The sequence below is a fragment of the Burkholderia sp. Ac-20353 genome (genome assembly GCF_017104785.1).
Taxonomy (GTDB): Bacteria; Pseudomonadota; Gammaproteobacteria; order Burkholderiales; family Burkholderiaceae; genus Burkholderia.
This window is the reverse complement of the sequence record NZ_JAAGPL010000081.1, coordinates 1-26944: the sequence shown is the minus strand read 5'-3', so window position 1 is coordinate 26944 and position 26944 is coordinate 1. Positions and strand designations below refer to the sequence as shown.

Annotated in this window: 24 protein-coding genes and 1 pseudogene; 18 read left to right on the top strand and 7 right to left on the bottom strand. The window is 62.1% G+C overall.

Annotation, left to right across the window (positions count from 1 at the left end; translation table 11 throughout):
- Window positions 1-55: 55 nt before the first annotated feature.
- Window positions 56-2845: a benzoate 1,2-dioxygenase electron transfer component BenC gene (benC, locus tag G3N94_RS22425; RefSeq protein ID WP_205794757.1), complete on the top strand. Its 2790-nt coding sequence runs from the start codon at window positions 56-58 to the stop codon at window positions 2843-2845.
- Between the two features lie 25 nt (window positions 2846-2870).
- Here benC and G3N94_RS22420 read toward each other — a convergent pair whose 3' ends face one another.
- The gene (locus G3N94_RS22420; protein WP_205794756.1) at window positions 2871-3803 is read right to left on the bottom strand and encodes a helix-turn-helix domain-containing protein; all 933 of its coding nucleotides are present in this window, start codon (window positions 3801-3803) and stop codon (window positions 2871-2873) included.
- A 124-nt stretch (window positions 3804-3927) separates the two neighbouring features.
- Here G3N94_RS22420 and G3N94_RS22415 point away from each other — a divergent pair, with 124 nt between their 5' ends.
- The 5 genes from G3N94_RS22415 (at window position 3928) to G3N94_RS22395 (ending at window position 9659) form a co-directional block, all read left to right on the top strand.
- Window positions 3928-4773 carry an SDR family oxidoreductase gene (locus tag G3N94_RS22415; protein WP_205794755.1) on the top strand — a complete coding sequence of 282 codons (846 nt, stop codon included), beginning with the start codon at window positions 3928-3930 and terminating at the stop codon, window positions 4771-4773.
- 13 nt (window positions 4774-4786) lie between these two features.
- Window positions 4787-6529 (top strand): FAD-dependent oxidoreductase, encoded by a 1743-nt coding sequence (locus G3N94_RS22410; RefSeq protein WP_346778725.1) that lies wholly within the window; start codon window positions 4787-4789, stop codon window positions 6527-6529.
- Window positions 6526-6873, top strand: a complete 348-nt coding sequence (locus G3N94_RS22405) for an NIPSNAP family protein (RefSeq protein ID WP_205794753.1) — start codon at window positions 6526-6528, stop codon at window positions 6871-6873. The genes G3N94_RS22410 and G3N94_RS22405 overlap by 4 nt, the downstream gene beginning before the upstream one ends.
- Window positions 6874-7028: 155 nt before the next feature.
- Window positions 7029-8396, top strand: coding sequence for an aromatic acid/H+ symport family MFS transporter (locus G3N94_RS22400; RefSeq protein WP_205794752.1), 1368 nt, complete (start codon window positions 7029-7031; stop codon window positions 8394-8396).
- Between the two features lie 87 nt (window positions 8397-8483).
- Window positions 8484-9659, top strand: a complete 1176-nt coding sequence (locus tag G3N94_RS22395) for a porin (RefSeq protein WP_205794751.1) — start codon at window positions 8484-8486, stop codon at window positions 9657-9659.
- Between the two features lie 213 nt (window positions 9660-9872).
- On the opposite strand, the gene G3N94_RS22390 is transcribed toward G3N94_RS22395, so the two are convergent.
- Window positions 9873-10745: a helix-turn-helix domain-containing protein gene (locus G3N94_RS22390; RefSeq protein WP_205794750.1), complete on the bottom strand. Its 873-nt coding sequence runs from the start codon at window positions 10743-10745 to the stop codon at window positions 9873-9875.
- 183 nt (window positions 10746-10928) lie between these two features.
- Here G3N94_RS22390 and pobA point away from each other — a divergent pair, with 183 nt between their 5' ends.
- Both pobA and G3N94_RS22380 read left to right on the top strand, forming a co-directional pair.
- Window positions 10929-12113, top strand: a complete 1185-nt coding sequence (pobA, locus tag G3N94_RS22385) for a 4-hydroxybenzoate 3-monooxygenase (protein WP_205794766.1) — start codon at window positions 10929-10931, stop codon at window positions 12111-12113.
- Between the two features lie 201 nt (window positions 12114-12314).
- A complete protein-coding gene (locus tag G3N94_RS22380) occupies window positions 12315-12893 on the top strand; it encodes an elongation factor P (protein ID WP_205794749.1) in 579 nt (192 codons plus the stop codon).
- Window positions 12894-12977: 84 nt separating this feature from the next.
- Here the strand turns inward: G3N94_RS22380 and G3N94_RS22375 are convergent, their stop codons facing one another.
- Entirely contained in the window at window positions 12978-13631 is a 654-nt protein-coding gene (locus G3N94_RS22375) for a TetR/AcrR family transcriptional regulator (protein ID WP_205794748.1), read from the bottom strand.
- 383 nt (window positions 13632-14014) lie between these two features.
- On the opposite strand from G3N94_RS22375, the gene G3N94_RS22370 reads away from it, so the two are divergent.
- The 4 genes from G3N94_RS22370 to G3N94_RS22355 all read left to right on the top strand — a co-directional run bounded on the left by G3N94_RS22370 (window position 14015) and on the right by G3N94_RS22355 (window position 15922).
- Window positions 14015-14263 (top strand): hypothetical protein, encoded by a 249-nt coding sequence (locus G3N94_RS22370; protein WP_205794747.1) that lies wholly within the window; start codon window positions 14015-14017, stop codon window positions 14261-14263.
- 38 nt (window positions 14264-14301) lie between these two features.
- Window positions 14302-14508, top strand: coding sequence for a hypothetical protein (locus G3N94_RS22365; RefSeq protein ID WP_205794746.1), 207 nt, complete (start codon window positions 14302-14304; stop codon window positions 14506-14508).
- A 150-nt stretch (window positions 14509-14658) separates the two neighbouring features.
- The gene (locus tag G3N94_RS22360) at window positions 14659-15102 is read left to right on the top strand and encodes a hypothetical protein (protein ID WP_205794745.1); all 444 of its coding nucleotides are present in this window, start codon (window positions 14659-14661) and stop codon (window positions 15100-15102) included.
- 241 nt (window positions 15103-15343) lie between these two features.
- Entirely contained in the window at window positions 15344-15922 is a 579-nt protein-coding gene (locus tag G3N94_RS22355) for a DUF4337 domain-containing protein (protein ID WP_205794744.1), read from the top strand.
- A 263-nt stretch (window positions 15923-16185) separates the two neighbouring features.
- On the opposite strand, the gene G3N94_RS22350 is transcribed toward G3N94_RS22355, so the two are convergent.
- Window positions 16186-16533 carry a DUF4148 domain-containing protein gene (locus G3N94_RS22350; RefSeq protein WP_205794743.1) on the bottom strand — a complete coding sequence of 116 codons (348 nt, stop codon included), beginning with the start codon at window positions 16531-16533 and terminating at the stop codon, window positions 16186-16188.
- Between the two features lie 720 nt (window positions 16534-17253).
- On the opposite strand from G3N94_RS22350, the gene G3N94_RS22345 reads away from it, so the two are divergent.
- The 3 genes and pseudogenes from G3N94_RS22345 to G3N94_RS22335 all read left to right on the top strand — a co-directional run.
- The gene (locus tag G3N94_RS22345) at window positions 17254-18879 is read left to right on the top strand and encodes an ABC transporter substrate-binding protein (protein WP_205794742.1); all 1626 of its coding nucleotides are present in this window, start codon (window positions 17254-17256) and stop codon (window positions 18877-18879) included.
- 96 nt (window positions 18880-18975) lie between these two features.
- Window positions 18976-20190: a Xaa-Pro peptidase family protein gene (locus tag G3N94_RS22340; protein ID WP_205794741.1), complete on the top strand. Its 1215-nt coding sequence runs from the start codon at window positions 18976-18978 to the stop codon at window positions 20188-20190.
- Between the two features lie 467 nt (window positions 20191-20657).
- Window positions 20658-21807, top strand: a pseudogene (locus G3N94_RS22335) (transposase); the annotation flags it as partial.
- Between the two features lie 403 nt (window positions 21808-22210).
- Here G3N94_RS22335 and G3N94_RS22330 read toward each other — a convergent pair.
- Together G3N94_RS22330 and G3N94_RS22325 are read right to left on the bottom strand one after the other, a co-directional pair.
- Window positions 22211-22549 (bottom strand): type II toxin-antitoxin system RelE/ParE family toxin, encoded by a 339-nt coding sequence (locus G3N94_RS22330; protein ID WP_205794740.1) that lies wholly within the window; start codon window positions 22547-22549, stop codon window positions 22211-22213.
- Window positions 22549-22833, bottom strand: a complete 285-nt coding sequence (locus tag G3N94_RS22325) for a type II toxin-antitoxin system Phd/YefM family antitoxin (RefSeq protein ID WP_205794739.1) — start codon at window positions 22831-22833, stop codon at window positions 22549-22551. Before G3N94_RS22325 ends, G3N94_RS22330 begins: the two co-directional genes overlap by 1 nt.
- A 277-nt stretch (window positions 22834-23110) precedes the next feature.
- Between G3N94_RS22325 and G3N94_RS22320 the strand changes: the two genes are divergently transcribed.
- The 3 genes from G3N94_RS22320 to G3N94_RS22310 all read left to right on the top strand — a co-directional run bounded on the left by G3N94_RS22320 (window position 23111) and on the right by G3N94_RS22310 (window position 26317).
- A complete protein-coding gene (locus G3N94_RS22320) occupies window positions 23111-24814 on the top strand; it encodes a site-specific integrase (RefSeq protein ID WP_205794738.1) in 1704 nt (567 codons plus the stop codon).
- Window positions 24815-24902: 88 nt separating this feature from the next.
- The gene (locus tag G3N94_RS22315; protein ID WP_205794737.1) at window positions 24903-25226 is read left to right on the top strand and encodes a TfoX/Sxy family protein; all 324 of its coding nucleotides are present in this window, start codon (window positions 24903-24905) and stop codon (window positions 25224-25226) included.
- 179 nt (window positions 25227-25405) lie between these two features.
- Window positions 25406-26317: a hypothetical protein gene (locus tag G3N94_RS22310; protein ID WP_205794736.1), complete on the top strand. Its 912-nt coding sequence runs from the start codon at window positions 25406-25408 to the stop codon at window positions 26315-26317.
- Between the two features lie 94 nt (window positions 26318-26411).
- On the opposite strand, the gene G3N94_RS22305 is transcribed toward G3N94_RS22310, so the two are convergent.
- A complete protein-coding gene (locus tag G3N94_RS22305) occupies window positions 26412-26789 on the bottom strand; it encodes a hypothetical protein (protein WP_241022018.1) in 378 nt (125 codons plus the stop codon).
- Between the last annotated feature and the right edge of the window lie 155 nt (window positions 26790-26944).

The window sequence follows — 26944 nt, the reverse complement described above, 5'->3', positions numbered from 1 at the left end:
CGAGCATACGGTCAGCGCAACGGTATGCCCGGGCGGCTTTAGAGGAGACACCGCCATGGCCCATCAGATAACCCTCCGTTTTGAGGACGGAGTGACCCGCTTCATCGAGTGCGAGGAGGGCGAGCGCGTCACCGATGCCGCCATTCGCGCCAAGCTCAATATTCCACTCGATTGCCGTGATGGTGTGTGTGGCACCTGCAAGGCTGTCTGCGAGTCCGGCGAGTACGTGCTGGGCGACTGCGTGGAAGATGCGCTTAGCCCGGAGGAGGCGAGCGCCCGCAAGGTTCTCACCTGCCAGATGAGTCCACGTTCGGACTGCGTGATCCAGATCGCCACGAGCTCCGATGTCTCGGGTACCGGCCCGTCCTCCCACAGCGGACGGATCGTCGCCTGCCAACGCGCGTCTGACACGACGATCGCCTTCTCGGTCGAGCTCGAGAACCGTGCAGATCTCGGTTTCCTTCCCGGACAGTATGTCAACATCCGGGTGCCCGGCACCGATCAGACTCGGTCCTACTCCTTCAGCTCCGGGCCGTCCGAGCCGCATTTGTCCTTCCTTGTGCGCAATGTGCGTCAAGGGGTGATGTCGACCTGGCTCTGCGAAACCGCCAAACCGGGGGACCCGATCGAGTTTCGCGGCCCGATGGGAAGCTTCTACCTGCGCCCCATCGAGCGGCCGGTGCTGTTCCTGGCGGGTGGTACGGGCCTCGCACCGTTTCTCTCGATGCTGGACAAGATCGTCGAGGACGGTGGCAGCCCGTATCCGATCCACATGATCCTGGGCGTGAACAGTGACGAGGATCTCGTCGGCGTCGACCGGCTCGAAATCCATGCGCAGCGCCTGCCGAACTTCACCTATGCCTGCACCGTTGCCGACCCCGACAGTGCCTATCCCAACAAGGGCTATGTGACCCACCACATCAGCGCCTCCCGGCTCAACGGCGGCGATGCAGATGTCTACCTCTGCGGCCCGCCGCCGATGGTTGATGCGGTGCGCGATTTTCTCTCGTCCGAAGGGCTGACGCCGCGCAATTTCTATTATGAGAAGTTCGCCGGCACCGGCCTGGTGGTCCAGACCGGCGAGGAGCACATCGCTCCTGTTGATGTCGATGAAGCTTTCGACCTGCGCATGACGCTCGAACTGGGGGCGGCTCAGCTGACCATGGGCCGGCTGTCGAGCGAGCAGTTGATCACCTTCCGCCAGCTCGCCGAGGCGACGGCCCAGTTCGTGTCCGGGCCGCGCTTTACCGATGTTCCACGCTACATCGACGCAAATCATGCGTTCCACATGTTTACGATCGAAGCGTCCGGGAACGCCCAGCTGATCGCGCTCTACCGGCAACTGGCCGTGCAGGACTATATCGCGCGCGCGCTGACCGACCAGATCGAGATCGTCGGCGATATCGTCCAGCAGCATCGGGACATCGTCGCCGCCTTCGAACTGGGCGACCTGAACGCGGCGCGCGACGTGATCGCGCTGCATGCGCTCCATTCCAAGGCCACGATGAGCCGCGCGCTGCAGCGTATGGCGATGGGCAAGACGGCACCCAAGGCCGCGGCGCCCATCTCTCTCCCGTCTGCTGTGCCGGAGAGCGCGCCACAGATCTGCCCGTTCACGGCCAGGACCCTTCCGCCCTATTCGCACGAACTGGACTGGCCCGATGGGCTGGCGCCATTCAAGGTGGTCGATGACGGCTCGCAAGGCGACCCGTACGCGCACTACCGCTGGATGCGGGAGCACGCGCCGGTGCTGCGTTGCCAGTCGGCGACTTCGGACGTGTGGTTCCTCTCGCGCTATGACGATGTCTACCAGGCGATCCGTAATCCGAAGCTGTTTTCCTCCGAGGTCGTCAGCCCGCCACCGCTGACGTTCCTGACGCTGTTCGATGCACCTGCCCATTCGCGGTTACGCAAGGTCGTCCAGCCGTCCTTCCTGCCGCTCGCGCTCGATCCCTTTATCGACCAGATCGCGCAAAGGGCGGAGGATCTGCTTGACGCGATGATCGCCAAAGGCGGCGGTGATGTCGTCAACGATTTCGCCATTCCGCTCAGCATCTCGACCATCTCCGCGATGATCGATGTGCCGAACGAGGATGAGGAGAAGATGAAGTTCTGGTCGGACGAGACCTTCAGCTACTTCGGGCGTCTCGCCCGCAATGCGCCGGGGACCGGCACCGACGAGCAGAGCGCGCAGGCATTCTTCGCTTACCTGAAGGAAGCGATGGAGCGGCTCGCGCTCACCGACAGCCAGTCGATCGGCGGGCATATCGCGCGCATGTGGAAGGACGGGTTGCTTTCGGAAAAGGAAGCGAAGGAGCTGTGCGCGTTCGTTTTCATCGCCGGGCACGACACGACGACCATCCTTGTCGCCAACGCATTTCGCATGTTCGCCGAGCAGCCGGATCTGCTGGGACGTATCCGCGAAAACCCCGCCGACGCCGACCGTTTCGTCGAGGAGGTGGCGCGCTACCGTGGTACCGTCCAGCGCGTGAGCCGCATCACCACCGAGGCGACCACGGTCGCCGGTATCGATCTACCGAAGGGCGCGGTGGTGCGGTTGCTGCTGTCGGCTGCGAACCGCGACAGTCGCAAGTTTGCCGAGGGCGAGACGTTCGACATCGACCGCGATTCCAGCGGCCATCTGGGTTTCGGCAACGGCATGCATAAATGCCTTGGCGCGCCGCTCGCCAAGCTGGAGACGCTGATTGCGGCGAAGGCTCTGGCCCGCAAGATTGGCGATATCGCGCTCGATCCGGCAAGGCCGATCCAGTATGTGCGGGGCAACAACCTGACCAACTCCGGGCCGGAACACCTGTTCATCAAGCTCCGCGGCTTGTCGGCCTGAACCGGATGACGGGGGCGAGGTCGGGTCAGCCCGCTCCCCCCGTTTCATGCGGCAACGATCGATCGTGGGCCGCAGAGCGGTATTCGGTCGGCCGGAGTCCTGTCTGTTTTCGGAAGAAGCGACCGAAATAGGCCTCGTCCTGAAAGCCAAGTTCACTGGCGATCTGTTTCACGCTGAGCGTCGAATAGCCCAGCAGCCGCTTGGCCTCGTGAATCGAGCGTGCATCGATTGCCTCGATTGCCGAGACCCCGAAGGTGGCACGGCAGATGCGGGAGAGCTGGCCGGTGGTCACGCCCATCTCGTCGGCATAGCTGGCGACCGGCCGCCGCTCACGGCAATGGCGGTCGAGCAGGGCACGGAACCGCTCGATCCGCGCGGCCATCGTCCGTTGCTCGGAACTGGCTGAAAGCCGGGCGCTCTCGCTGAGGCGCCCGATCTTGACGAACAGAACAATCGTCAGTGCCGCGCCTGCAGTGAACTGCCAGCGCTCGTGGCTCTCCGCCTCGTGTCCGATTGACTGAAACAGGGTGTCCAAAGATGTGCCGCGCTCGACGGCGGGATCGATCGACAGAACCGTAGGCGTGCGAATGAATTCCAGAAGCTCGGGCGCGGCCGTCATCGCCAGCGATTCCAGCGCAGACTGCGCGGCGGTGATGACGTGACCGTCGATGTCGCTGCGGAAGTGAAAGCCGTGGACCGAGCGCGCTGGCACGACGACCAGGCATGGCGCTTCGACCGCCCAGGTCTTGCCGTCGATGAAGGTCGTGCCGCCCCCGGCGGTGACGTAGAGCACCTGGATCAGCGCATCGTGGACGTGCGGCTTGATGTCGAAGTCGAAACGGCCGGCACGCAGCGGAATGCGTTCGTAATGGACCATGTCGACCCAGGATGGGTCGGCTTCCGCACCATAGAGTGCGAAATGGAGAACGGTCCGGTGGTGCTGTTGATCATGGGCCATGATGCACGTTATGTCCTGCTGTATGTGATCTCTGTCCATTGTTCCATAGGCGCTCGAAGCGTTCAATGACGATACAAATTTCGCGAAGAACAATCGCATGGAAAATATTAGGAGCGTTAACTACATGGGACAGGAACCTGAATATCGCGCAGCTGCGTCGACCCCATACCGGCTGAACCTGGACGGAAAGGTCTGCGTGGTCACGGGGGCGGGCAGTGGTATTGGTGCCGGCATCGCGCGCGCGTTCGCCGATGTCGGCGCACATGTGGCGCTCGTGGATCGGAATCTTGCCGGCGCTGAAGCTGTCGCCGACGAACTGCGGAAGGCCGGTGCGGTGGCGCAGGCGATCGGCTGCGACGTGTCGGACGAAGCCTCGGTTGCCGCAGCCGCCGGCGCGGTTCGCGCGGCGCTCGGACCGGCCAGCGTGCTCGTCAACAACGCAGGGCTGCTGCGCGCCGGACCGCTCGAGACGGTCTCGATCGAGGACTGGAACCAGGCCATCGCCGTGAACCTGACCGGCTATCTTCTGTGTGCTCGGGCTTTCGGGCGCGACATGCTGGCGGCGGGCAAGGGCAGTATCGTCCACGTTGCATCGATTGCGGCGCTCAGTCCGCAGACCAATAGCGGTTCCTATAGCCCGAGCAAGGCGGGCGTCCTGCTGCTTTCGCGGCAGTTGGCGGCGGAGTGGGGGCCGCGCGGGGTGCGCAGCAACTGCGTGCTGCCCGGCATGATCCGCACCGCGCTGTCCGCGAAGTTCTACGAGGAGCCCGGCTTCGAGGCTCGCCGCGCCGCCGCCACCGCGAGCCGGCGCATCGGCGAGCCGGAGGACCTCGCCGGCCCGGCCCTGTTTCTCGCGTCTGACCTGGCCGCCTACGTCAATGGCGCGGAGGTGCTGGTCGACGGCGGGCTCGATTGCATGCTGATGGACATGGTCCCGCGCCCCGGCTTCAACGCCACCGCGGCTGCGTGAGTTCCATCACACCATAACGAAAAGGAGAGTGGATATGGCCAAGGAGATCACTTGCGATCTGGTCGTGGTCGGATCGGGTGCCGCGGGCCTCGCCACCGCGATCACTGCACGCAAGCACGGCCTCGATGTGATCGTGCTGGAAAAGGAGCCCGTGTTCGGTGGTACCACCGCGCTGTCGGGCGGGGTCTTGTGGATTCCGCTGAGCAAATATGGCCGACAGCAGAACCAGGCGGACACTGTCGAGCGCGTGCGCGAATACATGATGAGCGAGACGGGCAACAACTACGATCCCGCCTCGGTCCAGTGTTTTATCGAGAACGGGCCGAAAATGGTCGAGTTCTTCGAGCGCGAGACCGAGATGAAGTTCGTGCCGACGCTCTATCCGGACTATCACCCGGATGCGCCCGGCGGCGTCGACATCGGCCGCTCGATCCTCGCCGCGCCCTATGACATTCGCGGGCTCGGCAAGGACATGCACCGTCTCAAGCCGCCGCTCGAGACGATCACCTTCATGGGAATGATGTTCAATTCCTCGAATGCGGACCTCAAGCACTTCTTCCGCGCGACCAAGTCCTTTGTTTCGTTCCTCTACGTGGCCCGGCGTCTGGCTACGCACATCAAGGAGCTGGCGCTATATCGGCGGGGGATCAACGTAACGAGCGGCAACGCGCTCGCCGCGAGGCTCGCGAAGTCGGCGCTGGCAATCGACATTCCGATCCTCACTTCGACTCCCGTCAAGGAACTGTTGAGCGAGAACGGCCAGGTGGTCGGTGTGCACGCGAGCGCAGCGGAAGGCGACCTTCGGATCACCGCCCGGCACGGCGTCGTGCTGGCTTGCGGCGGCTTCCCGCACGATCTCAAGCGCATCGCGCAGGTCTATCCGCATGTGAAGCGTGGGGGCGAGCATCTGTCGCCCACGCCCGTCGGCAATACGGGCGACGGGCTGACCATGGCGGAGAAAGTGGGTGGTGCGGTGGACCTCGGCTTCCCCGATGCGTCGGCCTGGATGCCTGTCTCGAAGGTGCCCTTCGGCAAGGGCCGCACCGGCGTATTCCCGCATCTGCTCGATCGCTACAAGCCCGGCGTGATCGGCGTGCTGCGGAACGGTCAGCGCTTCACCAATGAATCGAACTCCTACCACGATGTTGGCGCGGCGCTGATCCGCGCGTGCGAGGGTGAGCGGGAGACGGCGATGTGGCTGATCTGCGACAAGGCGGCGCTGGGCAAGTATGGGCTGGGCTATGCGAAGCCCGCGCCGATGCCGATGGGGCCGTTGCTACGCAAAGGCTACCTCGTCAAGGGCGAGACGATCGGCGAGCTGGCGCGTAATTGCGGGATTGTTCCTGATGCGCTCGAGACGACGGTCCATGCGTACAACCTCGATGCCGAGCGTGGAGAAGACCCGGCGTTCCATCGCGGCCGCACGTCGTTCAACCGTTATCTCGGCGATCCGGACAACCAGCCCAATCCTTGCGTTGCGCCGATCGCGACCGGCCCCTTCTATGCGGTGAAGGTGGTGATGGGCGATCTGGGCACGTTCGACGGCCTCAGGACCAGCGTCACCGGCGAGGTGCTGCGGGCCGACGGCAGCCAGATCGAGGGCCTTTACGCGGTCGGCAATGACCGGCGTAGCGTGATGGGCGGCAACTATCCGGGCGCCGGTATCACCCATGGGCCCAATATGACTTTCGGCTATGTCACGGGTAGCGCCATCGCCACCAAAGCCAGGACCCGCAAAGAGAAGGTATGCGCATGAGCACCCACCCGATGTATCTGGCAAAGCCCCTCGTGGATTTCCGGGTTTACACGATCGCGCTGCGCAAGATGCCCGAGTTTCTCGAGGTGTTTGACAGGCTCGCGATGCCGATTCTGCTCGAGACGCTTGGACATCCGCTCGGCTTTTGGACAAGTCTGGTCGGGCCGCAGAATCAGTTCACCCACCTGTGGGGGTATGACGATCTGGCGGACTACGAACGACGGTGCGTTGCGCGCGATACGCATCCGGATTTCCCGGCCTATCTCAAGGCATCGGGCCATCTGATCACGGCGCAGGAGACGCGACTCATTCGTGCCGTCGCGCTGGATAGCGTCGCAGGGTAAGCCGTAGGCAAGATCCTCGACGAACGGCGCCCGCGGGTACGGCGCCGCAATAAAACGACATCAATCTCTGGAGACATCGCAATGGAAATGCTCGATCGTGCCGGCCCCGCCGGCGCGCTGCCCCCGTTCGTCGATCACGTGGCTGGAGGACAGCAATGAAGACCTTCGAACGCGTCGTCGATACCCAGGCCTTCATTGACGGCCAACGGTTCTCCCCATTTCAGTGGGTCATTCTCGTGCTGTGCTTTCTCGTTGTCGCGGCCGACGGCTACGACACGGCAGCCATCGGCTTCATCGCGCCGTCGCTCGTGCAGCAGTGGGGCATTGCGCGTGTCGCGCTCGGTCCGGTGATGAGCGCGGCGCTGGTCGGGCTTGGCATCGGTGCGATACTGGCCGGCCCGCTCGCCGATCGGCTCGGGCGCAAAACCGTGCTGGTGCTTTCCGTGGCGTTTTTCGGACTGTGGAGCCTTGCGGCGGCATTCGCCAACTCGGTCGAGTCGCTGACCATCCTGCGCTTCTGCACCGGGCTCGGACTCGGCGCGGCGATGCCGAACGCCGTCACGCTGATGTCCGAATACGCGCCGACGCGCGTGCGCGCGGTCGTCGTCAATGCAATGTTTTGTGGATTTTCCACAGGCCTCGCGCTCGGCGGATTCGCGTCCGCATGGCTGATTCCGCATTTTGGCTGGCAAAGCGTGCTGGTCGCGGGCGGTATCGGGCCGATCGTGTTGACGGTTCTGTTGATCCTGCTCTTGCCAGAGTCTGTTCAGTTCATGGCGGTGCGTCAGCGCGCCGACGCAAAAATCGCGCGCATTCTCGGCCGCATCGCACGTGGCGCGATGCTTGATGGCTGCCGTTTCGTCACCCCGGAGGGCAGCGCAAACACGAAGCGCGAATCGGCAATTCGCGTCGTGCTGTCGCGCCAGTATCGCTTCGGCACGCTGATGTTGTGGCTCGCGTACTTCATGGGTCTGCTGATCTACTATCTGTTGACCAATTGGCTGCCTACGCTCTTTCGCGACACCGGCTTTTCCGGCGAGCGCGCAGCGCTCATGACGTCATTGTTCCCGCTCGGCGGTGTGGTCGGCAACCTCTGCGTGGGCTGGGTCATGGATCGTCTCAACGCCAACCGCGTGATTGCGGCAACGTATGTGCTGGCCGCACTGATGGTCGTGCTGGTGGGGCGCGGTGTCGGACATCAGTTATGGCTCGGCACGCTCGTCTTTCTGACCGGCGCACAGGTGACGAGCGCAGTGACGTCGATGTCCGCGCTCGCTGCCGCCTTTTATCCGACGCACGGGCGGGCGACAGGCGTTGCATGGATGCTCGGCGTCGGGCGCATCGGCGGGGTGGCCGGAGCGCTGGTCGGTGCGGCGTTGATGGGTTTCGGCTGGCAGTTCGGCTCGGTATTCAGCCTGCTCGCGCTCCCGGCTCTCGTGTCCTCGTTCGCGCTGTTCGCGATGATCGGGCGCGGCGGCGGCCTCGCCCAGCCGGGCGCGCGGGGAAGCATACCCATGCACTAGGGTGGCGCTGTTCGTTTCGCCGTCGTTCACTCTGAATAAAAATAAATTAGATATGCAAATTAATAATTCGGTTCTGGAGATACATGGATGAAAAAAGCGATTCTCGCATTGGCTCCGCTTTGTCTGTATGGTGCATCGGCGTGCGCGCAAAGCAGTCTGACACTGTACGGCGTGCTGGACGAAGGGATCATGTTCAGCAACAACGTCGCCACCGGCCCGTCGCAGGGCGGGCACAAGTGGTACCTCGACTCGCTCAATGGCATGTATGGCAGCCGCTGGGGCATGAAGGGAGCCGAAGACCTCGGCGGGGGTACGCGTGCCATCTTCACGCTCGAATCCGGTGTGAACGTGAATACGGGAGCCGCCGGGCAAGGTGGGCTGATGTTCGGACGGCAGGCGGCCGTTGGCGTCAGCGACCGGCGCTTCGGCGACATCACGCTCGGGCGGCAGTACGATTCGGTCGTCAACTATACGCAGGCCGTCACGATCCAGGGCTATCTGGCCAGCGAAGTTTTTCAGCATCCAGGCGACTTCGACAACACCGCGAACTCGCTGCGCACCAACAACTCGATTCGCTACGCGAGCCCAAACCTCAATGGACTCACGTTTGGCGCCGAGTGGAGCGTGGGCGGCCAACCCGGCAATATCAGCGGCAACGGCGGCTATTCGGCCGGTGTGGCGTATTCCAACGGCGCGGTGACCGTCGCGGCCGCTTACCTGTACTTCAAGAATCCGACCGCCGCCACCGCGGGCCAGGGTTTCTTCACGAGCAACGGCAGCGGAACGCAGTTGATCGGCATCCTGAACAAGGGCTATGCAAGTGCGAATTCGTATCAGGTGGCGGTAGCGGGCGCGCTGTACACAGTCGGACCGGTGCAGATTGGCGCGTCGTGGTCGAACGTCGAGTACGGCAATATCGTGGCACTGGGCGGGGCGAGTGCGAGGTTCAATAACGTTGATGCGGGTGTCAAGTGGATGGTCACGCCGGCATTCAGTCTCGGCGCGGCCTACGATTATGCGAAGGGCAACAACGTCCGTACGCCGGATGGTGCAAACATCGGCAATCAGCATTTCAACCAGTTCAGCGTGATCGCCGATTACTTCCTTTCGAAGCAAACCGATCTCTACGCCGAAGGCGCGTACCAGATCGCAGCGGGCACGTCGTCCACAGGTGCGCCTGCAGTGGCCAACATCGGCAATGCCGGCGACTCGTCGAACAGCCGCCAGGCGCTCGTGCGCGCCGCGATTCGCCACCGGTTCTGACGCATCGCTGCACGCACAAGCCGACTTTTACACCACGCGAACAGGAGGGGTATCGCTTGGGCACGCGTCCATGCGCCGGGACGCGCGCTCGTCTTGATCACACCGCAGGGCCGTCCCTGCTTCGGTACGACAGGTTTTACCGGGTCGCGTTAGTGTGACAGAGCCCGTTGGGCGGTCTTGTCGCGCAGCAGCCGGATGATGGCAACAGTGAAATCATTTTCGCTTGCGGAAAGCGTTTGGCGTATCGCCAGTGAATCTCTTGAAGAATCGCGTGAAATATGCCGGCTCCGTGAAGCCCAAAAAGTCGGATACCTGATTGATATTGAGCGACGTGTAGGTGAGACTGCGCTTCGCCTCGAGCAGCAATCTCTGATGGACCAGAGCGAGCGCGCTCTTGCCCGCCAGTCGCTGGCAAACCATATTCAAATACACCGGCGTCACGCCCAGGCGTTCGGCGTAGCGGCTGATCGGAAAATGTTCGCGGTAATGCTTCTCGATCAAGCCAGAGAAGGCCTTCAGGTGGGCCTGGCCACGATCCTGAGATTCGGCCCGTTCCTCGCCCTGTTGATCCTGGCGGCTGACCCATACGACGAGCGCGCTCACAAGCGAGCGAAGCAGCAAGTCCCGTGAAGGCGCGGGGACGCTGTATTCCTGATTCAGCTGGCTGCACAGGGTGTTCAGGTAAGGCAGGTCGTTGCCGACCGAATAGCAGCCCGGATGCTCCAGCACGCGGCGAGGCGCATCGATTTGCTGCTGAAGCCAGTTCACCAGGGGTGCGGCGATCGTGATCACGTAACCGTCGACCTGCGGAGAGAACTGGAAGCCGTGTACGCACATCGGCGGTACGACCTGGACGGACGGCGTGTTTATCCGGGTCTTCTCACCCTCGATTTCCAGCTCTGCGACGCCTTTCTGGACGTACAGGAGTTGCACGAGGTCCGCGTGCGTGTGTCGCCGGATTTCCCAGTCGTGCAAGCTGCTGCGCTCAGGTATCGACTCGCAGTGCAGCAAGTCGAGCGTGCTCCAGTCAGGTCCCTCTCCGTATAACTTGAAGACGGGGATGTCGTGCTGCGCTGGCTGCCTCATGGTTTCATCACACGTATATCGGCCCGCAAGGGACTTTCTAAAAGTCCAATTTTAATCGAAAAAATTGCGTTAACAGCGGTGCGGTTTTCCAGAAAAATGCAATTCAACCGTGGCGCCAAGGAGTGGGGCTCGAAGAGCAAGGCAGAAAGGTCACGGTGTAAAGGAATACAGGAGACATCGGTCATGAAGACCCAAGTAGCGATCATCGGTGCGGGGCCGTCCGGCCTGCTTTTGGGACAGTTGCTGCACAAGGCGGGCATCGACAACGTCATTCTTGAACGCCAGAGCGGCGAGTACGTGCTCGGCCGAATCCGCGCGGGCGTGCTCGAGCAGGGCATGGTCGACCTGATGCGCGAAGCGGGCGTGAGCGAGCGCATGGATGCGGAAGGGTTGGTTCACGACGGCATCGAACTCGTTTTCGGTGGGCGACGTGACCGGATCGACCTGAAGGCGCTCACAGGTGGGTCGTCGGTATTGGTATATGGCCAGACCGAAGTGACGCGCGATCTGATGGCGGCGCGCGAGGCCAGCGGCGCGACCACGATTTATGAAGCGGCCAACGTTCAGCTGCATGACGTGAAAGGCGAAGCGCCATACGTCACATTCGAAAAAAACGGCGAGACATGCCGTCTGGATTGCGATTACATCGCGGGCTGCGACGGCTTTCATGGCGTTTCACGCAAGACGATTCCTGAAGAAGTGCTCACGCACTATGAGCGTGTCTATCCATTTGGCTGGCTCGGCCTGCTCGCCGACACGCCGCCTGTCAATCACGAACTGATCTACGCGCATCACGAACGGGGTTTTGTGCTTTGCAGCCAGCGTTCGACGACACGCAGCCGTTACTACCTGCAAGTGCCATTGACCGAGAAGGTCGAGGACTGGTCCGACGAACGCTTTTGGGAAGAGTTGAAGACGCGCCTGCCGGAGGACGTGGCGGAGAAGGTGGTTACGGGTCCGTCGCTCGAGAAGAGCATCGCGCCGCTGCGCAGTTACGTCGTTGAGCCGATGCAGTACGGCAAGCTGTTTCTCGTTGGCGACGCGGCACATATCGTGCCGCCGACCGGCGCGAAGGGCCTGAATCTTGCTGCGAGCGACGTGAGCACGCTGTATCGGATTCTGAATCGCGTCTACCGCGATGGCCGCACCGATCTACTGGAAAAGTACTCGCAGATCGCACTGCGTCGCGTGTGGAAGGCAGAACGTTTCTCGTGGTTCATGACGAATCTCCTGCACGAGTTCTCGGAGCGCGACGCGTTCGACAAGCGCATGCAGCGTACCGACTACGACTATTCCACGACTTCCGAAGCGGGGCTGAAGACGATCGCGGAAAACTACGTTGGTTTGCCGTACGAATCTATCGAGTGATGGCAACGGTGATGTTTGCGTGATTCGAACTCGTTGTCCATGAGGATGAATCTCGGGGTGCGTCGGCAGGTACCCCGAGATCCGGCATCCAGCGATCTTTTCAGGCGACGAATTTCTACCGAACGTCAAGACCGGTTGTTGGCGCTCCGTTGCAGTGCTAGGCTGAAGGCGTCATCTTGCCAGCCAGGCGGAGACAGGCAAATGGTCGAAGCTTCCGAACTGAAGTCGGGCATGGTCGTCATGCTTGGCGGTGAACTTCACAGCGTCGTCAGCGCTGGGTACCACGCCGGCGGCGGCCAGCAGGGTAGCGCAGTCTTTGCCAAGGTCAAGAACCTGAAGACCGGTCACGTCAAGGAGCTGCGGTTCCACACGAGCGACAAGCTCGAAGAGTTCGCGCTCGAGCGCAAGGAGATGGAATATCTGTACACGGATGGTGTTGCCTTCTACTTTATGAATCCCGACACCTTCGAACAGATCAGTTTTCCGTCGGAAACCATCGGCGCATACGAAAAGTTTCTTCAGCCCAATATGCGAATCCCGGTGCAGCTCTACGAGGGCGAGCCCGTCAGCATTGCATTTCCCGCGGCGGTCGAGTTAAGCGTCGTATCCACGCCGCCCGGCCTGCACGAGCATGAAACCACTACCTTCAAGACAGCCACGCTCGAAAACGGCATGGAAGTTCTCGTTCCTCAGTTCATTAAAGAAGAGGACACGGTTCGAATCGAAGTCGCCTCGGGAAAATACCTGGAGCGGGTAAGACGAGAGACGCGAAAACGATGACTGCAGCATTCGTCCTATCTTTAACGCCGGCGAGCTAGTGGCGCCGCCTGGCTACAGGCATCTTCGCCTACGGGCCGCGCATGCTCATTCGCCAGCCACGCCGATGCCACTCCATACGACCTTGACGGCTTTGCGGAACGCATGCAACTGCGAAGCATCGTCTTCGCTCCAGCGAAGGAAGATAGCGAGGCCTTGGCAACTGGACACGATCAAGGCGCCGCGCAATTCCCGCTCTTGCGTCGACAGTTCCGGATTGATTTCGCCGATAAGCAGTGCAAAGAGCCTCGTGAACCGCTTCTGTGCGTCCGTGACGACATCGCGCGCGAATGGCTCGTGCTGCGCCAATCCCCAACTCTCGATGACGCCTGCTACCAATCCCGGTTCGACAAAGTCGGCGAAAGCGTCGTCGATGATCGATTCGAGCCGCGCCTGCGGGGAGCGGTTTCTGTTCTCTGCAAACCCTCTAAAGCGTTCGAAGTACCGGCTTGCAATCTCCTCGATTGTCGCGCGCAACAGTGCTTCGCGGGTTGAAAAATAGTGCTGTAGCGTGCTCAGACGAATGCCCGCATCGTTGGCCACGCGGTTGATCGTGTACCCTGCGTACCCCGCGGCAATCAGGACATTTATCGATACATCGATGATCTCGGGCACGCGGGTCTCCCGATTGCCGCGCCGCCGTACGGGTGCGGCGGCTTTCGGATCAAATAGCGCTTCGGAAGTGAGGGTCAGTTTTTTCATGTGTACTCCGTTCTGAGGCACTGACTGTTTCGCTGTGTAGGTCAAATTTGGCGTCCGGCAGCGGACCGCGGGGTCGCGCTTGCCCGGCGGATCGTGTATTGCTGCTGCGCGGGTGCTTCGGCTGCTCCGGATTCGCGTAACGTTATAGGTTATCCAACCGTACTCAAGTATAGGTTGGCGAACCGGGTTTTCCCAGACACCTACATGCCAAACATCCTATGGATAAAGGCCGCTGCCGTCGACATCGTTTACCCGTACTACCGAAATTCCTGGGTTTACTTATAGGTTATCTAACCTATATTGAACGGTAGGGTAACCGACAAGATGTTCGGGCCACGAAGTGGCGGGGCATGACGGTCGCGCGGCAGTCAGAGGAGAGCGAGATGAATTCCGGCGAAAAGTGCTTGCGAACGCTGGTCGGCAAGTGGTTTGGCCCTTCTGCGGTGGCGACGGTACGCGTGATGGAATTCGGTCGCACACAAACGGATCGAAGGCGCTACGTACGCATCGGCGCGGTGCGGGCGGACGGAAATTTGACCATCGTCTTTTTCCGGCACGAAGACGGCTCGTGGAACGTGTTTCCGGCCAAGACGAGTACGCCGGCGATGCGCGCTTACCCGCTTGCGGCCTGAGCGATGTGTCGATAGTCAGGCAACCTGAGGAGGGCGCAATGAACATCCTGAAATTGGCGGCGGATGCCGGAATGCTCGTCGTCCTTGATGGCAAAATCGGTCGCACCGAGTACCGAAGCGTCCATGGAACCCTGGATGCATTCCAGCGTTTTGTACAGTCCTTGGAATCGGCATTGGCGACTGCTGACGGGTCCGATGTGCGTCGATGCGGGAGCGACGTATGCGCGGAGTCTTCGCCATCCTGAATAAATGGCTGGAGCGCCAAGGCGGTTCTAACTCGGACCCGGAATACGAATCTGGCCGCTGGCCGCGAAATTGGAACGGGTATATGACTTGCTGGTGTCAGATCGTGTTCGATCACACAGGGGAGCAAGCTCGATCAAGCGGAGAGGCTGATGAAGGTTTCTGCAATCTACGCGTGGGCAGCGGTGCTTACTGCGCTCGCCCCCGGTCTGCTGCCCATCTCGTCCTATGCCTACGAGCTTGATCCGCAACTCGACTGTCGATCGAACGCACATGCGTTCATCGCCCCGCTGCTAAAGGATCGGTATATCGATCCGAAACCGATGCGCGTCGAATCGAACTCAGTCAACGCATTTCGACCGGCGCACGGTAGCAACTTGACGGCATTTGGATTTCGCGTATATGCCGTCCTCGGGTATGAGCACGGTGATGCACTGTTCAAACGCGGAGATGGTCAGCCTATTACGGACTCAGCCTATGGCGCGGTAGTCGTCGGCGCTGCCGAGTCAGTCGAAGCGCACGCGCGCCAGGCCGGCAGCAGCGCTGTCATTCACGAAGTCGTCCCTCTCTTGCTAACGGCCATTTTTTGCAGCTGACTGTGACGCGCAATCGTCACTGACTTTCGGCACGTCCGGACGTCGCTTCGTCCACCATTGAGCACCATCGCTCCAGCGGATGCCGGGGAAGGATGGCGAATGCCATCCCGGCCGCGCGATTCGAGGTGCGTGCAGACGGGGGCTGTTTGCCGATCTGGCCGGGAAACAGAGGATGGTGCGGCACGGGCCGTGCTGGTATCGTCGCGGTTGGCTTCACCCAACCTGGCCAGACTGACGCCCCATGACAGAAGAATTCGAGGTACACGGACCACACGACGATGCGGTGGAACATCATGCGGCGCATGGTGGTGACGGCGGCGCGGCGCGCATTGCGGTGATGACCGCCGTGCTCGCATGCATTGGCGCGATCTCCGCTTACCAGAGCGGGGCCGACGAGAACTTCGCGCTGATCTACAAGAACGAAGCCGCGATCAAGAAGACCGAGGCCGCGAACCAGTGGGCCTACTATCAGGCGAAGGGGCAAAAGCAGAATCTCGCTGAACTCGGCGCGGCCCTGAGCGAGTCGAACCCGACGCTGCGCAAGCAGTTCGAAGCGGATGCGGCGCGTTACCGCGCCGACAAGGAACCGATACGGGCGCATGCCGAAACGCTCGAGCGCGAAGTCGAAACGAGCAATGCGGCGAGCGAGGCGCGCCTGCATCGTCACCATCGCTGGGCGCAGGCCACCACGGTGATCCAGATTTCGATCGCGCTCGCCGCCATCACGATTCTCACGAAACGCACGTGGATGCAGCGCCTGTCGATGGGCGCTGCCGTGATCGGCATCGCGCTGTCGGGGTTGGCATTCTTCGGCGTGTGACGGACAACGACTTCCGTCCAACGACGCGCTGCCCCGAACGGCTGCAACGGCCGACTTTCCGCCTCGTGCCGCTACGCGACGCAGGCGCTCTCTCAAAAAAGGGCCCGGCCCAGGCGGGCCGGGCCAAGCCATCGGAGGTCCGATGGCGGAGGTATTATATTGAACCGGCCCGACGGGCGTGATCGCCGCGGCGGGCCGGTCTGTCATTCGAAATCAGTCGGCGGCGGTTCCGGACGGATGAAACCGCTTCGCCCGATCGTGACTTAGTGCCCGCGATACAACGACTTCATCTCGTCATTGGCGCGCGGTTGCATCATCTTCCCGGGCTTGCCGGCCGCCACGGCCCCTTGCGCTTCGTTGCCGACGCCGCTGTTGTCGACGCCTTGTGCCTGCGCGATCGCATGCTGTTGCGCCACGCGCGCTTGCGCGGCCTGAATGGCCTCAGGGTAATGCGGGTCTTCGCCGGTTGCCGGGTTGTAGCCTGCCTGCTCGAGTTCCACCAGCTCCGCGCGCACCTGGGCGCGGGTCAGCGGTGCATTGCCTTGCGCGAGCACGGCAACCGGAGCGGCAAGGGCAGCGGCAACGACAACGGCTTGAATCAGGTTCTTCATGATGCTTACCTCCATTTTTTGGTGTCTCGCTACGAACACCTTGTTCGTAACCGATGACTGCAGTCTAGGTAAGCGAGTGCTTAAGAGATAGATGGCGCCGGGGAAGAGACTGTTCCTGGATCTTCACGCAATCGCGGCGATTGGCGCTTGCGTGACCGTGTGCGGCGACGGTGCACAAGGGTCGTTTTGGATCTGCAAACTGCCACTGACACGACGATGTGGCAAGTGACACGGATGGGCGGTCGAGCAGCGATGTTCGCAACGCACGTCCTGCGCGTGTGGCGTACGAAGGCACCTCTTTCCTGACGACACCCCAAGTCGATCGGCTCGCGATACAGGTAGATCTGCAGATCAGCATCGAAGCGGAACATCAATGCGCTCCATGTGCCGCAATCATCGCCGTCAAGAGCGAGGCGCCGCACACCGACTGGCGGCGATGCCGACGATGGCCTAGCGAACCGCTGATTTCGTGAGGCCGGATCTCGATTTCTCCCTGCCTGTACTATGCGGATTTCGTCATCCTAATGATGGAATTCGGCCTAGACGCCATCATTATTAAAAGAAAGAATCAGTTCCTGCGGAACAGGAAGTAGCGCGTCACCCGGCGCCGTGATGCAAGAAAAAGAAGGCCGACATCGCCGATCGAGACGCGCAGCAAAGAAAAGGATTTCAAACCACGGAGCGGTACTCGCACGCTCCCCTGACGCTGCGAAGAGGACCATGAAATTCACCCATTCAGCCCGTGTGCGAGGCGTGTCGCTTGCGATCAGTGTTGCGCTGCCCTTGATCGCCGCCTGGAGCGCGCCCGCTTCCGCTTCCGACAAAGCGCTCATCTACTGCTCGGAGGGCAGTCCCGCCGGTTTCGACCCTGCGCAATACACGACCGGTACCGACTTCACCGCGAACACGTTCACCGTGTACAACCGCCTCGTCGAATTCGAGCGCGGCGGCACGAAGGTCGAACCGGGTCTCGCGGAGTCATGGGACGTTTCCCCGGACGGCAAGACCTACACGTTCCATCTGCGCCACGGCGTGAAGTTCCAGACCACGACGTTCTTCAAGCCCATGCGGGAATTCAACGCTGACGACGTCGTGTTCACGTTCGAGCGCATGCTCGATCAGAATCAACGGTTCCGAAAGGCGTACCCGGTGTCGTTTCCGTACTTGACCGACATGGGTCTCGACAAACTGATCGTCAAGGTCGAGAAGGTCGATCCGTACACGGTGAAGTTCACGCTGAACGAGCCGAATGCGCCGTTCATCCAGAACATGGCGATGGAATTCGCGTCGATCCTGTCGGCCGAATATGCGGATCAACTACTGAAGGCGGGCAAGGCCGCTGACATCAACCAGTACCCGGTCGGCACGGGCCCGTTCATTTTCAAGAGCTACACGAAGGACGCGACGATCCGCTTCGACGGCAATCCGGACTACTGGAAACCGGGTGCGGTGAAGATCTCGAAGCTGATCTTCTCGATCACGCCTGACGCAAGCGTGCGCGTGCAGAAGCTGAAACGCGACGAGTGCCAGGTGATGAGCTACCCGCGTCCCGCCGACATCGCCCCGCTGAAGGCAGAGCAGAACATCGCGATGCCGTCGCAGCCGGGGTTCAATGTCGGCTACGTGTCATACAACGTCGAGCACAAGCCGCTCGACAGTGCACAGGTGCGCCAGGCGCTCGACATGGCAATCAACAAGAAGGCGATTGTCGACTCGGTGTACCAGGGTGCGGGGCAGGCGGCGACGAACCCGATGCCGCCAACGCAATGGTCCTATGACAAGAGCCTGAAGGCGAACGCGTACGATCCGAATAAGGCGAAGGCGTTGCTCGCGAAGGCGGGTCTGCCGAACGGCTTCGACATCACACTGTGGGCCATGCCGGTGCAGCGCCCCTATAACCCGAACGCGCGCCTGATGGCCGAGATGATCCAGGCAGACTGGGCGAAGATTGGCGTGAAGGCGAGGGTGGTCACCTATGAGTGGGGTGAATATATCAAGCGCGGACATGCAGGAGAGCAGGACGCCATGCTGATTGGTTTCACCGGCGACAATGGCGATCCCGACAACTGGCTCGGCACGCTGCTCGGCTGCGATGCGGTACATGGAAACAACTTCGCGCACTGGTGCTACAAGCCGTTCGACGATCTGATCCAGAAAGGACGCCAGACGTCCGATCAGGCACAACGGACAAACTACTACACAGAAGCCCAGCAGATTTTCGCGCTGAAACTGCCGTTCTCGCCGATTGCGCACTCGACCGTCTACCAGCCGGTCAGCAAGAAGGTGGTCGACATGCGCATCGAGCCGCTCGGCTACGTTCGATTCGATGGGGTCGCGGTGAAGTGACCAACGCGCCGCGTCCTCGTTGCGCTCTTGACGGCCGCTCGAACGGCAGACGGCCGGAGTAACCAACCACGTTGTACAAGCGAAGGGGTGAGATTCATGACCAAGGGTATCGGTGGATCGACTGCCGAAGGCGAGATCGCACAATTGCACGACATGACGGCAGGCATGGAACCCATACAGCCAGACGAGTACCGGGCCCGGATCGCGACCGCGCAACGCATGATGCGCGAGCAGGGCATGGCTGCGCTGTTTGTTGAGTCGAACAGCAACCTGTTGTATTTCACCGGCGTTCATTGGCGCCGCAGCGAACGAATGACCGGCGCAATCATTCCAGCGCAAGGTGAGATCGAGTACATCGTTCCGGCTTTCGAGAAAGGAACGTTCGACGGCATGCTTCAGATTCCGGGCAGGATGAACCTCTGGCACGAACACGAAGATCCGGCCCTGCTGGTGGTCGACACGATTTCACGCGTTGGAGCGTTGAACGGCACCCTGGGCTTCGACGAGACGGCGCCTTTCTTCATGTATGACCGCGTCCGCGAGCATGCCCCGGAACTGACGATCACCAGCGCGGCGAGTGTGACCAGCGGATGCAGGATGCGCAAGTCACACACCGAAATCGCGCTCATGCAGCGTGCCAACGACATGACGTTGTGCGTGCAGCGGGCTGCCGCCCGCATTCTTCGAGAAGGGATCACGACGGCAGAAGTCGTCGACTTCATCGACAACGCACACCGCAAGGTGGGCGCTCGTCGAGGCTCGACGTTCTGCATCGTGCTTTTTGGGCGGGATACGGCATTCCCACATGGTGTGAAGTCACCCAAGGCGCTGGAGCGTAACGATATGGTGTTGATCGACACGGGATGCGATCTGCACGGCTACCAGTCCGACATCACGCGCACGTACGTCTTCGGTCTGGCAAGTGAGCAGCAACGCGAAGTGTGGATGCACGAGAAAGAAGCGCAACGGCATGCATTCGAAGCGGCGCAGTGCGGCGTTTTCGCCGAACAGGTGGACGGTGCTGCGCGCGCTTATGTTGAACGCGTGGGATACCGCACGAACTACGGTCTGCCCGGTCTCCCGCACCGTACCGGCCACGGAATCGGCCTCGATCTCCACGAGGCGCCCTATCTCGTTAAAAGCAATCGTACGCCGCTGGATGTTGGCATGTGCTTCAGCATCGAGCCGATGATCTGCGTGCCCAATGTATTCGGAGTTCGGCATGAGGATCACGCGTACGTGACGGAATCAGGACCTCGGTGGTTCACCCAACCGGCGAACAGCATTGACGATCCGTTCGGCGAGGGGTGAACCTTCGCCATTTGGGCACGGATTATTTCCTGAACAAACGGACCGATGTGTACGCCGTTGCGGTTTATTTGCATGCGACGGGATCGAGCGGGCGCACAGTGCGTGGCTCGGGCGCCGGCATCGTGGCCTAGCCCGATTGTCCGGACACCGAGTTTTATCGAACAATCAAGCCATCGAGATAAGAAAAGTTATCACTACAGCAATATCATTCGGCGAGTTTTGACGGATTGGATCGGCCGTGGGCGCGCCGCAGTCGAGTGGCGCGCTCGGCGCCGACCGCCCCTCGGCGAGCACCGCGGCAGCCCGCCCGGCTCGCCGCGGCGGGACGCTGCATTGAATACGATGCGAGAAGCGAACGGGCTGAACTGCGTCGGATCAGGGCGGTCGACACAGCCGCATGCTAGGAGTCTGGGCGGCAGAAGGCAATTCATGGTCATTGGGCAAGGGAAGTGGCGCGTTATGAGCAGATGAGCGCGAATTACCTCCCCTATGAGCCGCAGCAAATGCTGCTGCTACCTGAAGCCCTGCAGGAGTGGTTGCCCGAAGGGCATCTGGAGCACTTCATCAGTGACGCAGTGGACGGCCTGGAACTGAGCGCCTTCCATGCGCGCTATGACAAAGGCGGCCCGCGCAACCAGCCGTTCCATCCTGCCATGATGGTCAAGGTGCTGATCTACGGCTACGCCACGGGCGTGTTCAGTTCGCGCAAGATCGCGCGCAAGTTGCACGATTGCGGTCGACGGCACCAAGGTCAAGGCCAACGCGAGCCGCCACAAGGCGATGAGCTACGGCCACATGCTTAAGGCCGAGGCTGAACTGAAGGCCCAGATCGACGCGCTGCTCAACCAGGCGCGTGCAGCCGACGACGCCGAGAAGAACGAACCGGAGCTGGACTTTCCTGCCGAGATCGCGCGACGCCAGGATCGGCTCGGCGCGATCTCGGCAGCCCGAGCCCGGCTCGAAGCACGGCAGCGAGAAGCGGACCTGGCACGCGGGCGCAGCGATGACGACGACCTGAAGCCGTATGGCCCGGATGGCAAGCCCAAGGGCGGTCGCTACAAACGGCCGTTCGGTGTGCCTGAGGACCAGGCCCAGGACAACTTCACCGACCCCGATAGCCGCATCATGAAGCGCGCCGGCGGTGGGTTCGATCCGGCCTATAACGGCCAGACGGCGATCGACGACGCGGCCCACATCATCGCGGCCGCTGAATGGGTCAACTGCGCGGCCGACGCGGGCGAATTGCCCAGGATGCTGAGCGCGGTGCATGAGGCCCTCGGTGCATACCCCGCGCAGACACTGGCCGATGCGGGCTACCGCAGCGAGGTTGCGTTCGAGGCATTGGGCGAGCGCACGGATTTAATCGTCGCGCTCGGGCGCGAAGGCAAGGCGCCCGTCGCTATAAATGCGGCCAGCCTGCCGTGCCCCGCGGCAATGGCCGCGAAGATGGGCACCGAGCCAGCACGCACGGCCTATGGGCGACGCAAGTGGTTGGCCGAGCCGCCCAACGGCTGGATCAAGAACGTCCTCGGGTTCCGACAGTTCAGCCTGCGCGGTCTGCGCAAAGTGCAAGCCGAGTGGAAGCTCGTGTGTATGGCGCTGAATCTACGGCGGATGGGGCGCAATGCAGACTGCTTGAGCAGCGCCAGCGACCTGGTGTGCGGATTGTGCATAGCCGCTTTGTGCACGCATGCTGGTCTCGAGTGCAGCGCGGCCCCGGCTTGCAGCGCCCGACGACGTCGCGTCGCCTGAGTTGACCTCATTTAACCGCTGCAAACCGTCTGCCGCCCAGACTCCTAGGCAAGATGGGGCGTCGACTTGTTGCGGGCTCGGCCGCTGGAACCGGCGGATCGGAGCGTGATGCCTATTATTTCGACGGTGAGCATTTCCGGGAGACGAAGACGGTCACCGAACAGACGTTATACACATGGCGCCGACAGGCGAAAGGGCTACACCAGCAAAGCGCACGGAAATCACGAGGCTCCGTATTCGGGCTGCAATGGGTCGCCTTATGGGGGACTTACATCAGTTGAAGCACGATTCTCTGGAGAAGGGCCTGCAGGTCGCGTCGCGTGTCGACGACGAGATGTATGAACACGGTGTTGTCCCGCACCTGATAAATGATCCGGTTCTTGCCAGAAAGGGCCTGTCGGAAACGGTCATCGACGAAACCTTCCAACTCGGCAGGCATGTGACCGCTCGCGGGAAACTGGCGAATGTGCGTGATCGTGTCCTGCAACTGCGCCGAAGTCTGACGCCAAGTCTCCCATCCGAACGTGCGGACAATGTAGCTTCTCAATTCATCAATGCCAACCCGGGCGGTCGGCAGAATGCGGTACTCCAGCAGCGCGGCCTGCATCAGCGAAGTTTTTCCTGGCGGTCGAGCTCGTCAAGCTCCGCAAAGAACTCATCGCCGTCGACGTGGTCTGTGCGCTCGATCTGTTTTTGGCCGATGGCCAGGATCTTCAGGAGCGCGATTGTCTGTTGCGTCGCTTCGTAGGTTCGCACATCCTGAACGACAAGCTTCGCCTCGCCGTTCTGCGTGATGATGAGTGGCTCTCCTGAATCGGTCAGGTCCTTGACGATTTGGGCGGCTTCGCTTTTGAGATAGCTGATCGGCTTCACGTGATCGGCGAGGTGCATCTGGCGCTCCTTTTCAGATCCAATAAGACCAAATATAGACCATTATCGGTCCGGCGACAACGGAGCACTGATCGGCCACCATCGATTTTTTTTGGGGCGCGTCGATTTTGAGGCGACTGCCGTGGGCGTCTTGAGTACCGGCGTCGTGAATGTAATCGCGCCCCAACGCTGTGTTACGACGAAAAGGACGGCAGCACAAAGAGTCGCCTGCAGCGTGATCGAGCTAAATGGGACTCGATCAAGGGTCTGCGCCTCTGTTTGTGTCAAACTGGCAGCCATGCATCCGTCCCCGACACCGCTCCCACGCCCCGATTCCGCTCCCTCCGGCTTCCCGGACGCCGACGAACTCGCCGCGCTGCGCGCGTGGTACGCCGGTCTGGCCATCCGTCAGGCGGTGGCCCGCTACCTGCCCGAGCGGATCGGCGACGGACGCTCGGCACGCGGCGTGATCGGCGGGATTCGCCGCCGCCTCGTACGGATTGCGCGAGACGTCGGCCGGCTCGATCTCGCTGCTGTCCTGACACACGCAGACGGTGAGCGGTTGCGGGAAGCAAAAGCAGTCGGCGAAGCGATCGAAGCGTTGCGTCACGCCCGCGCGCCTGCGCCGCAGATCAGCGACGACATCGGCGACTGGCTGCCCGCGCGCGCCGTTGCCACGCTGCGCGCGCACGGCATCGCGACGCTCGCCGATCTCACCGTGCGGATTCCGCGTCGGCGCCAGTGGTGGAAGGCGATTCCCGGGCTCGGCCCGGCGAGCGCGAGGCGCATCGAGGCGTTCTTCGCGACGCATCCAGCGCTGACGGAGCGGGCGAGGGCGCTCGTCGTCGAATCGCAGCGCAGCGGCATCGTGCCGTGGGAGCAACTGCGGCTGCCGAACGAGGTCGACGGCTCGGCCGGCACGTTCCGCGCGCCTCGCGCAACCAGCACGCTCGATGCGGACAACGACTACGCGGCCGTCCAGGCGTGGCTGTCGCTGCACGAATCGGCGTCGACGCAGCGCGCATACCGGAAGGAAGCCGAGCGGCTGATCCTGTGGGCAATCGTCGAGCGGGGCCGCGCGCTGTCGTCGCTGACCACCGAGGATGCGGTCGCGTACCGTGCGTTCCTGCGCCACCCGACGCCGCGGGAACGCTGGATCGGGCCGGTCCGCCCGCGCCACGCGGCCGATTGGCGTCCGTTCTCCGGCGGCCTGTCCGCGCGCTCGGCCGCGTACACGCTGTCGGTGCTCGGCGCGTTGTTCCGCTGGCTGATCGAGCAGCGCTATCTGCTTGCAAACCCGTTCGCGGGCGTCAAGGTGCGCGACACGCGCCGCGCGATCGTGCTCGACACGTCGCATGCGTTTACCGAAGGGGAATGGCTGCTCGCGCGAACCATCGCCAACGGGCTCGAATTGTCGTACGGCTGGGAGCCGGCCGCCGCGCAGCGGTTGCGCTTCATCCTGGACTTCGGCTACGCGACCGGCCTGCGCGCGAGCGAACTGGTCGGCGCGACGCTCGGCGACATCGAAACCGACGCGCACGGCGATCCGTGGATCAAGGTCGTCGGGAAAGGGCGCAAGGCGGCTCGCGTCGCGCTGCCGCCGCTCGCGCGCTCGGCGCTCGACCGCTTCCTGGTCGCCCGGCAGTTGCCGGTCACGCCGAGCCGCTGGCGCCCGGAGACGCCGCTGATCCCGAGTCTTGCCGAGGATGGCGCCGCGGCGATCACCAGCGTGCGGCTCTGGAAAGTCATGCAGCGCTTCTTCGCGCAGACGGCCGATCTCGTCGAGACGGACAACCCGGCGCTCGCCGCGAAGCTGCGGCAGGCGAGCCCGCACTGGATGCGTCACACGCATGCGACCCACGCGCTCGCGCGTGGCGCCGAACTGACCACCGTGCGCGACAACCTCCGTCACGCGTCGATCTCGACGACGTCGATCTATCTGCACGGCGACGACGTGAAGCGTGCACGGCAGTTGTCCGACGCGTTCGCGGCCGACAAATGATGCAAGGCGGGGCGGTTGCGCGGTCCGTTGGCGGCATCGCCCGATCGCCTGCATACTGTCCGGTCACCTATCGACAAGGACCGAAAACATGGCATCCAGCCAGAGCACCGCAGATTACATCGTCGAGCAGATCGCAGCGGCCGGGACCGTATCCGCGCGGAAGATGTTCGGCGAATACGGTATCTATTGCGACGGCAAAATGGCGGCGCTCGTCTGCGACGATCGTCTGTTCGTCAAGCCGACGCCCGATGGCAGCGCGTTTCTCGGCGATTGTGACCAAGCGCCGCCATATCCGGGGGCCAAGCCGCATTTCGTCATTTCCGGCGAGAAGTGGGACGATCACGAATGGCTGTCGCAGTTGATCCGGATTACCGCCGCACAATTGCCGGTACCCGTGAAACGCAAGCGATAGCCGCGCTGCGGGCCGGCTGTCGTTCGGCGGATCGCACGTGCGGCATCGCCCCGATACCTGCTGAAGCATTTTGCTGCGGCGCAAACGCGATGACGTAACGAGCGCGTCGAAAAACGCACGATGAGGCGTATCCTACGCGCAACGACCGCGCGATTGTTGCGGCAATCCGGAGCTCATGAATGGAAAAATCCGCACGTCCGGGCGGAATGACGCGTGCCCGTCCGGCATGGCAGGCGTTGCTCGCCGCATGCTGTGTGTTCTGGAGCGTGCTGTCGTTCGCTGCGAACGACGCGGCGACCCTGCGTGACCGCTACCAAAGCCTGGCGGTGCAATTGCAGCACAACCCGTTTCGCCGTCCGCTCTATCTCGAGTCGTCGGAAGCGAACTCGACGCTCAAAGGCGACATCTATGCGGTGGTCGATTATCCGTTCAGCGTCGTCAGCGGCAAACTCAGCGACCCGGCGCAAGGCCCGGTCAACTGGTGCGCGGTGCTGATCCTGCATCTGAACACCAAGTATTGCCATGCGTCGGCCGGCGACAGCGGCGCCGTGCTCGACGTCAACATCGGCAGGAAAGTCGAGCAGAAGCTCGCGGATACCTATCGCGTGCAGTTTCACTACCGCGTCGCCTCGTCGACACCCGACTACTTCCAGGTCGATCTCAGCGCCGACACGGGCCCGATGAGCACGAAGGACTACCACATCGCGCTGGAAGCCGTGCCTGTCGACGACACGCACACGTTTTTGCACCTGACATATTCGTACGGCTTCGGCACGATCGGCCGCGTGGCGATGAAGACCTATCTGGCGACGATCGGGCGTGACAAGGTCGGATTCACAACCGCCGGCAATGCGCTCTCCGTACGACCCGATTACATCGGCGGCGTTCGCGGGCTGCTGGAACGCAACACGATGCGCTACTACCTTGCGATCGACGCGTATCTGGCGACGCTCGGCAAGTCGCCGGATCAACGCTTCGCGCGCTGGTTCGATGCCACCGAGCAATATCCGCTGCAACTGCACGAACTGGAGCGGCAGGATTACCTGCAGATGAAGAGCAAAGAGTATCAGCGCCAGCAGGTTCAGCGGTAGCGGGATTGCGGTTCGGGGTCGTCGACCGTCCACGCCGTTGAAAAAACACGCCCGCATTGCTGCGGGCGTGACTCTCCTCATTGTCGCCGGAGGGTTATTTCCACGCCGGCGCCGGCGTTATCTGCGTCGTATACGCTGTCGCCGGCAACAGCGTGATATAGGAAACCGGCTGCCCGCCGTAGGTTTCGGTCGATGTGCCCGACTTGATGCCCGTCACCGGAACGACGACGGATTGCCCGTCGCTGCGTGTGCCGCTCAGCACGATCGATTTGCCGGGCGTGAGCGTCGCGAAGACGTTCGATGCGTTGTAGACGCCCCGCTGCAGCGCGAGCGTGCCAAGGTCGCTCAGGTATGGACTGACGATCGGCAGCCCCTTGTAGTACCTGTTGTACTTCGTCAGCGTCGCGTTCAGCAGATCGCCGAGCAGCGAGCTCGAGCCGCTGTAGCTGCGCAGGTTCGACTGGTGGAACATCAGCGGCCGAAGGTCGAACGTGAGCAGGTAAGTGTGTTGAGTAAACGGATTTGAAGATCATGCGTTAGGAATGCAGACCATGTGATGGGAACTGCGAACCTATGCGATGCGAGTTGCGACTGACCGAAGTGGAGAAGCTGACCTTGGAACAACTG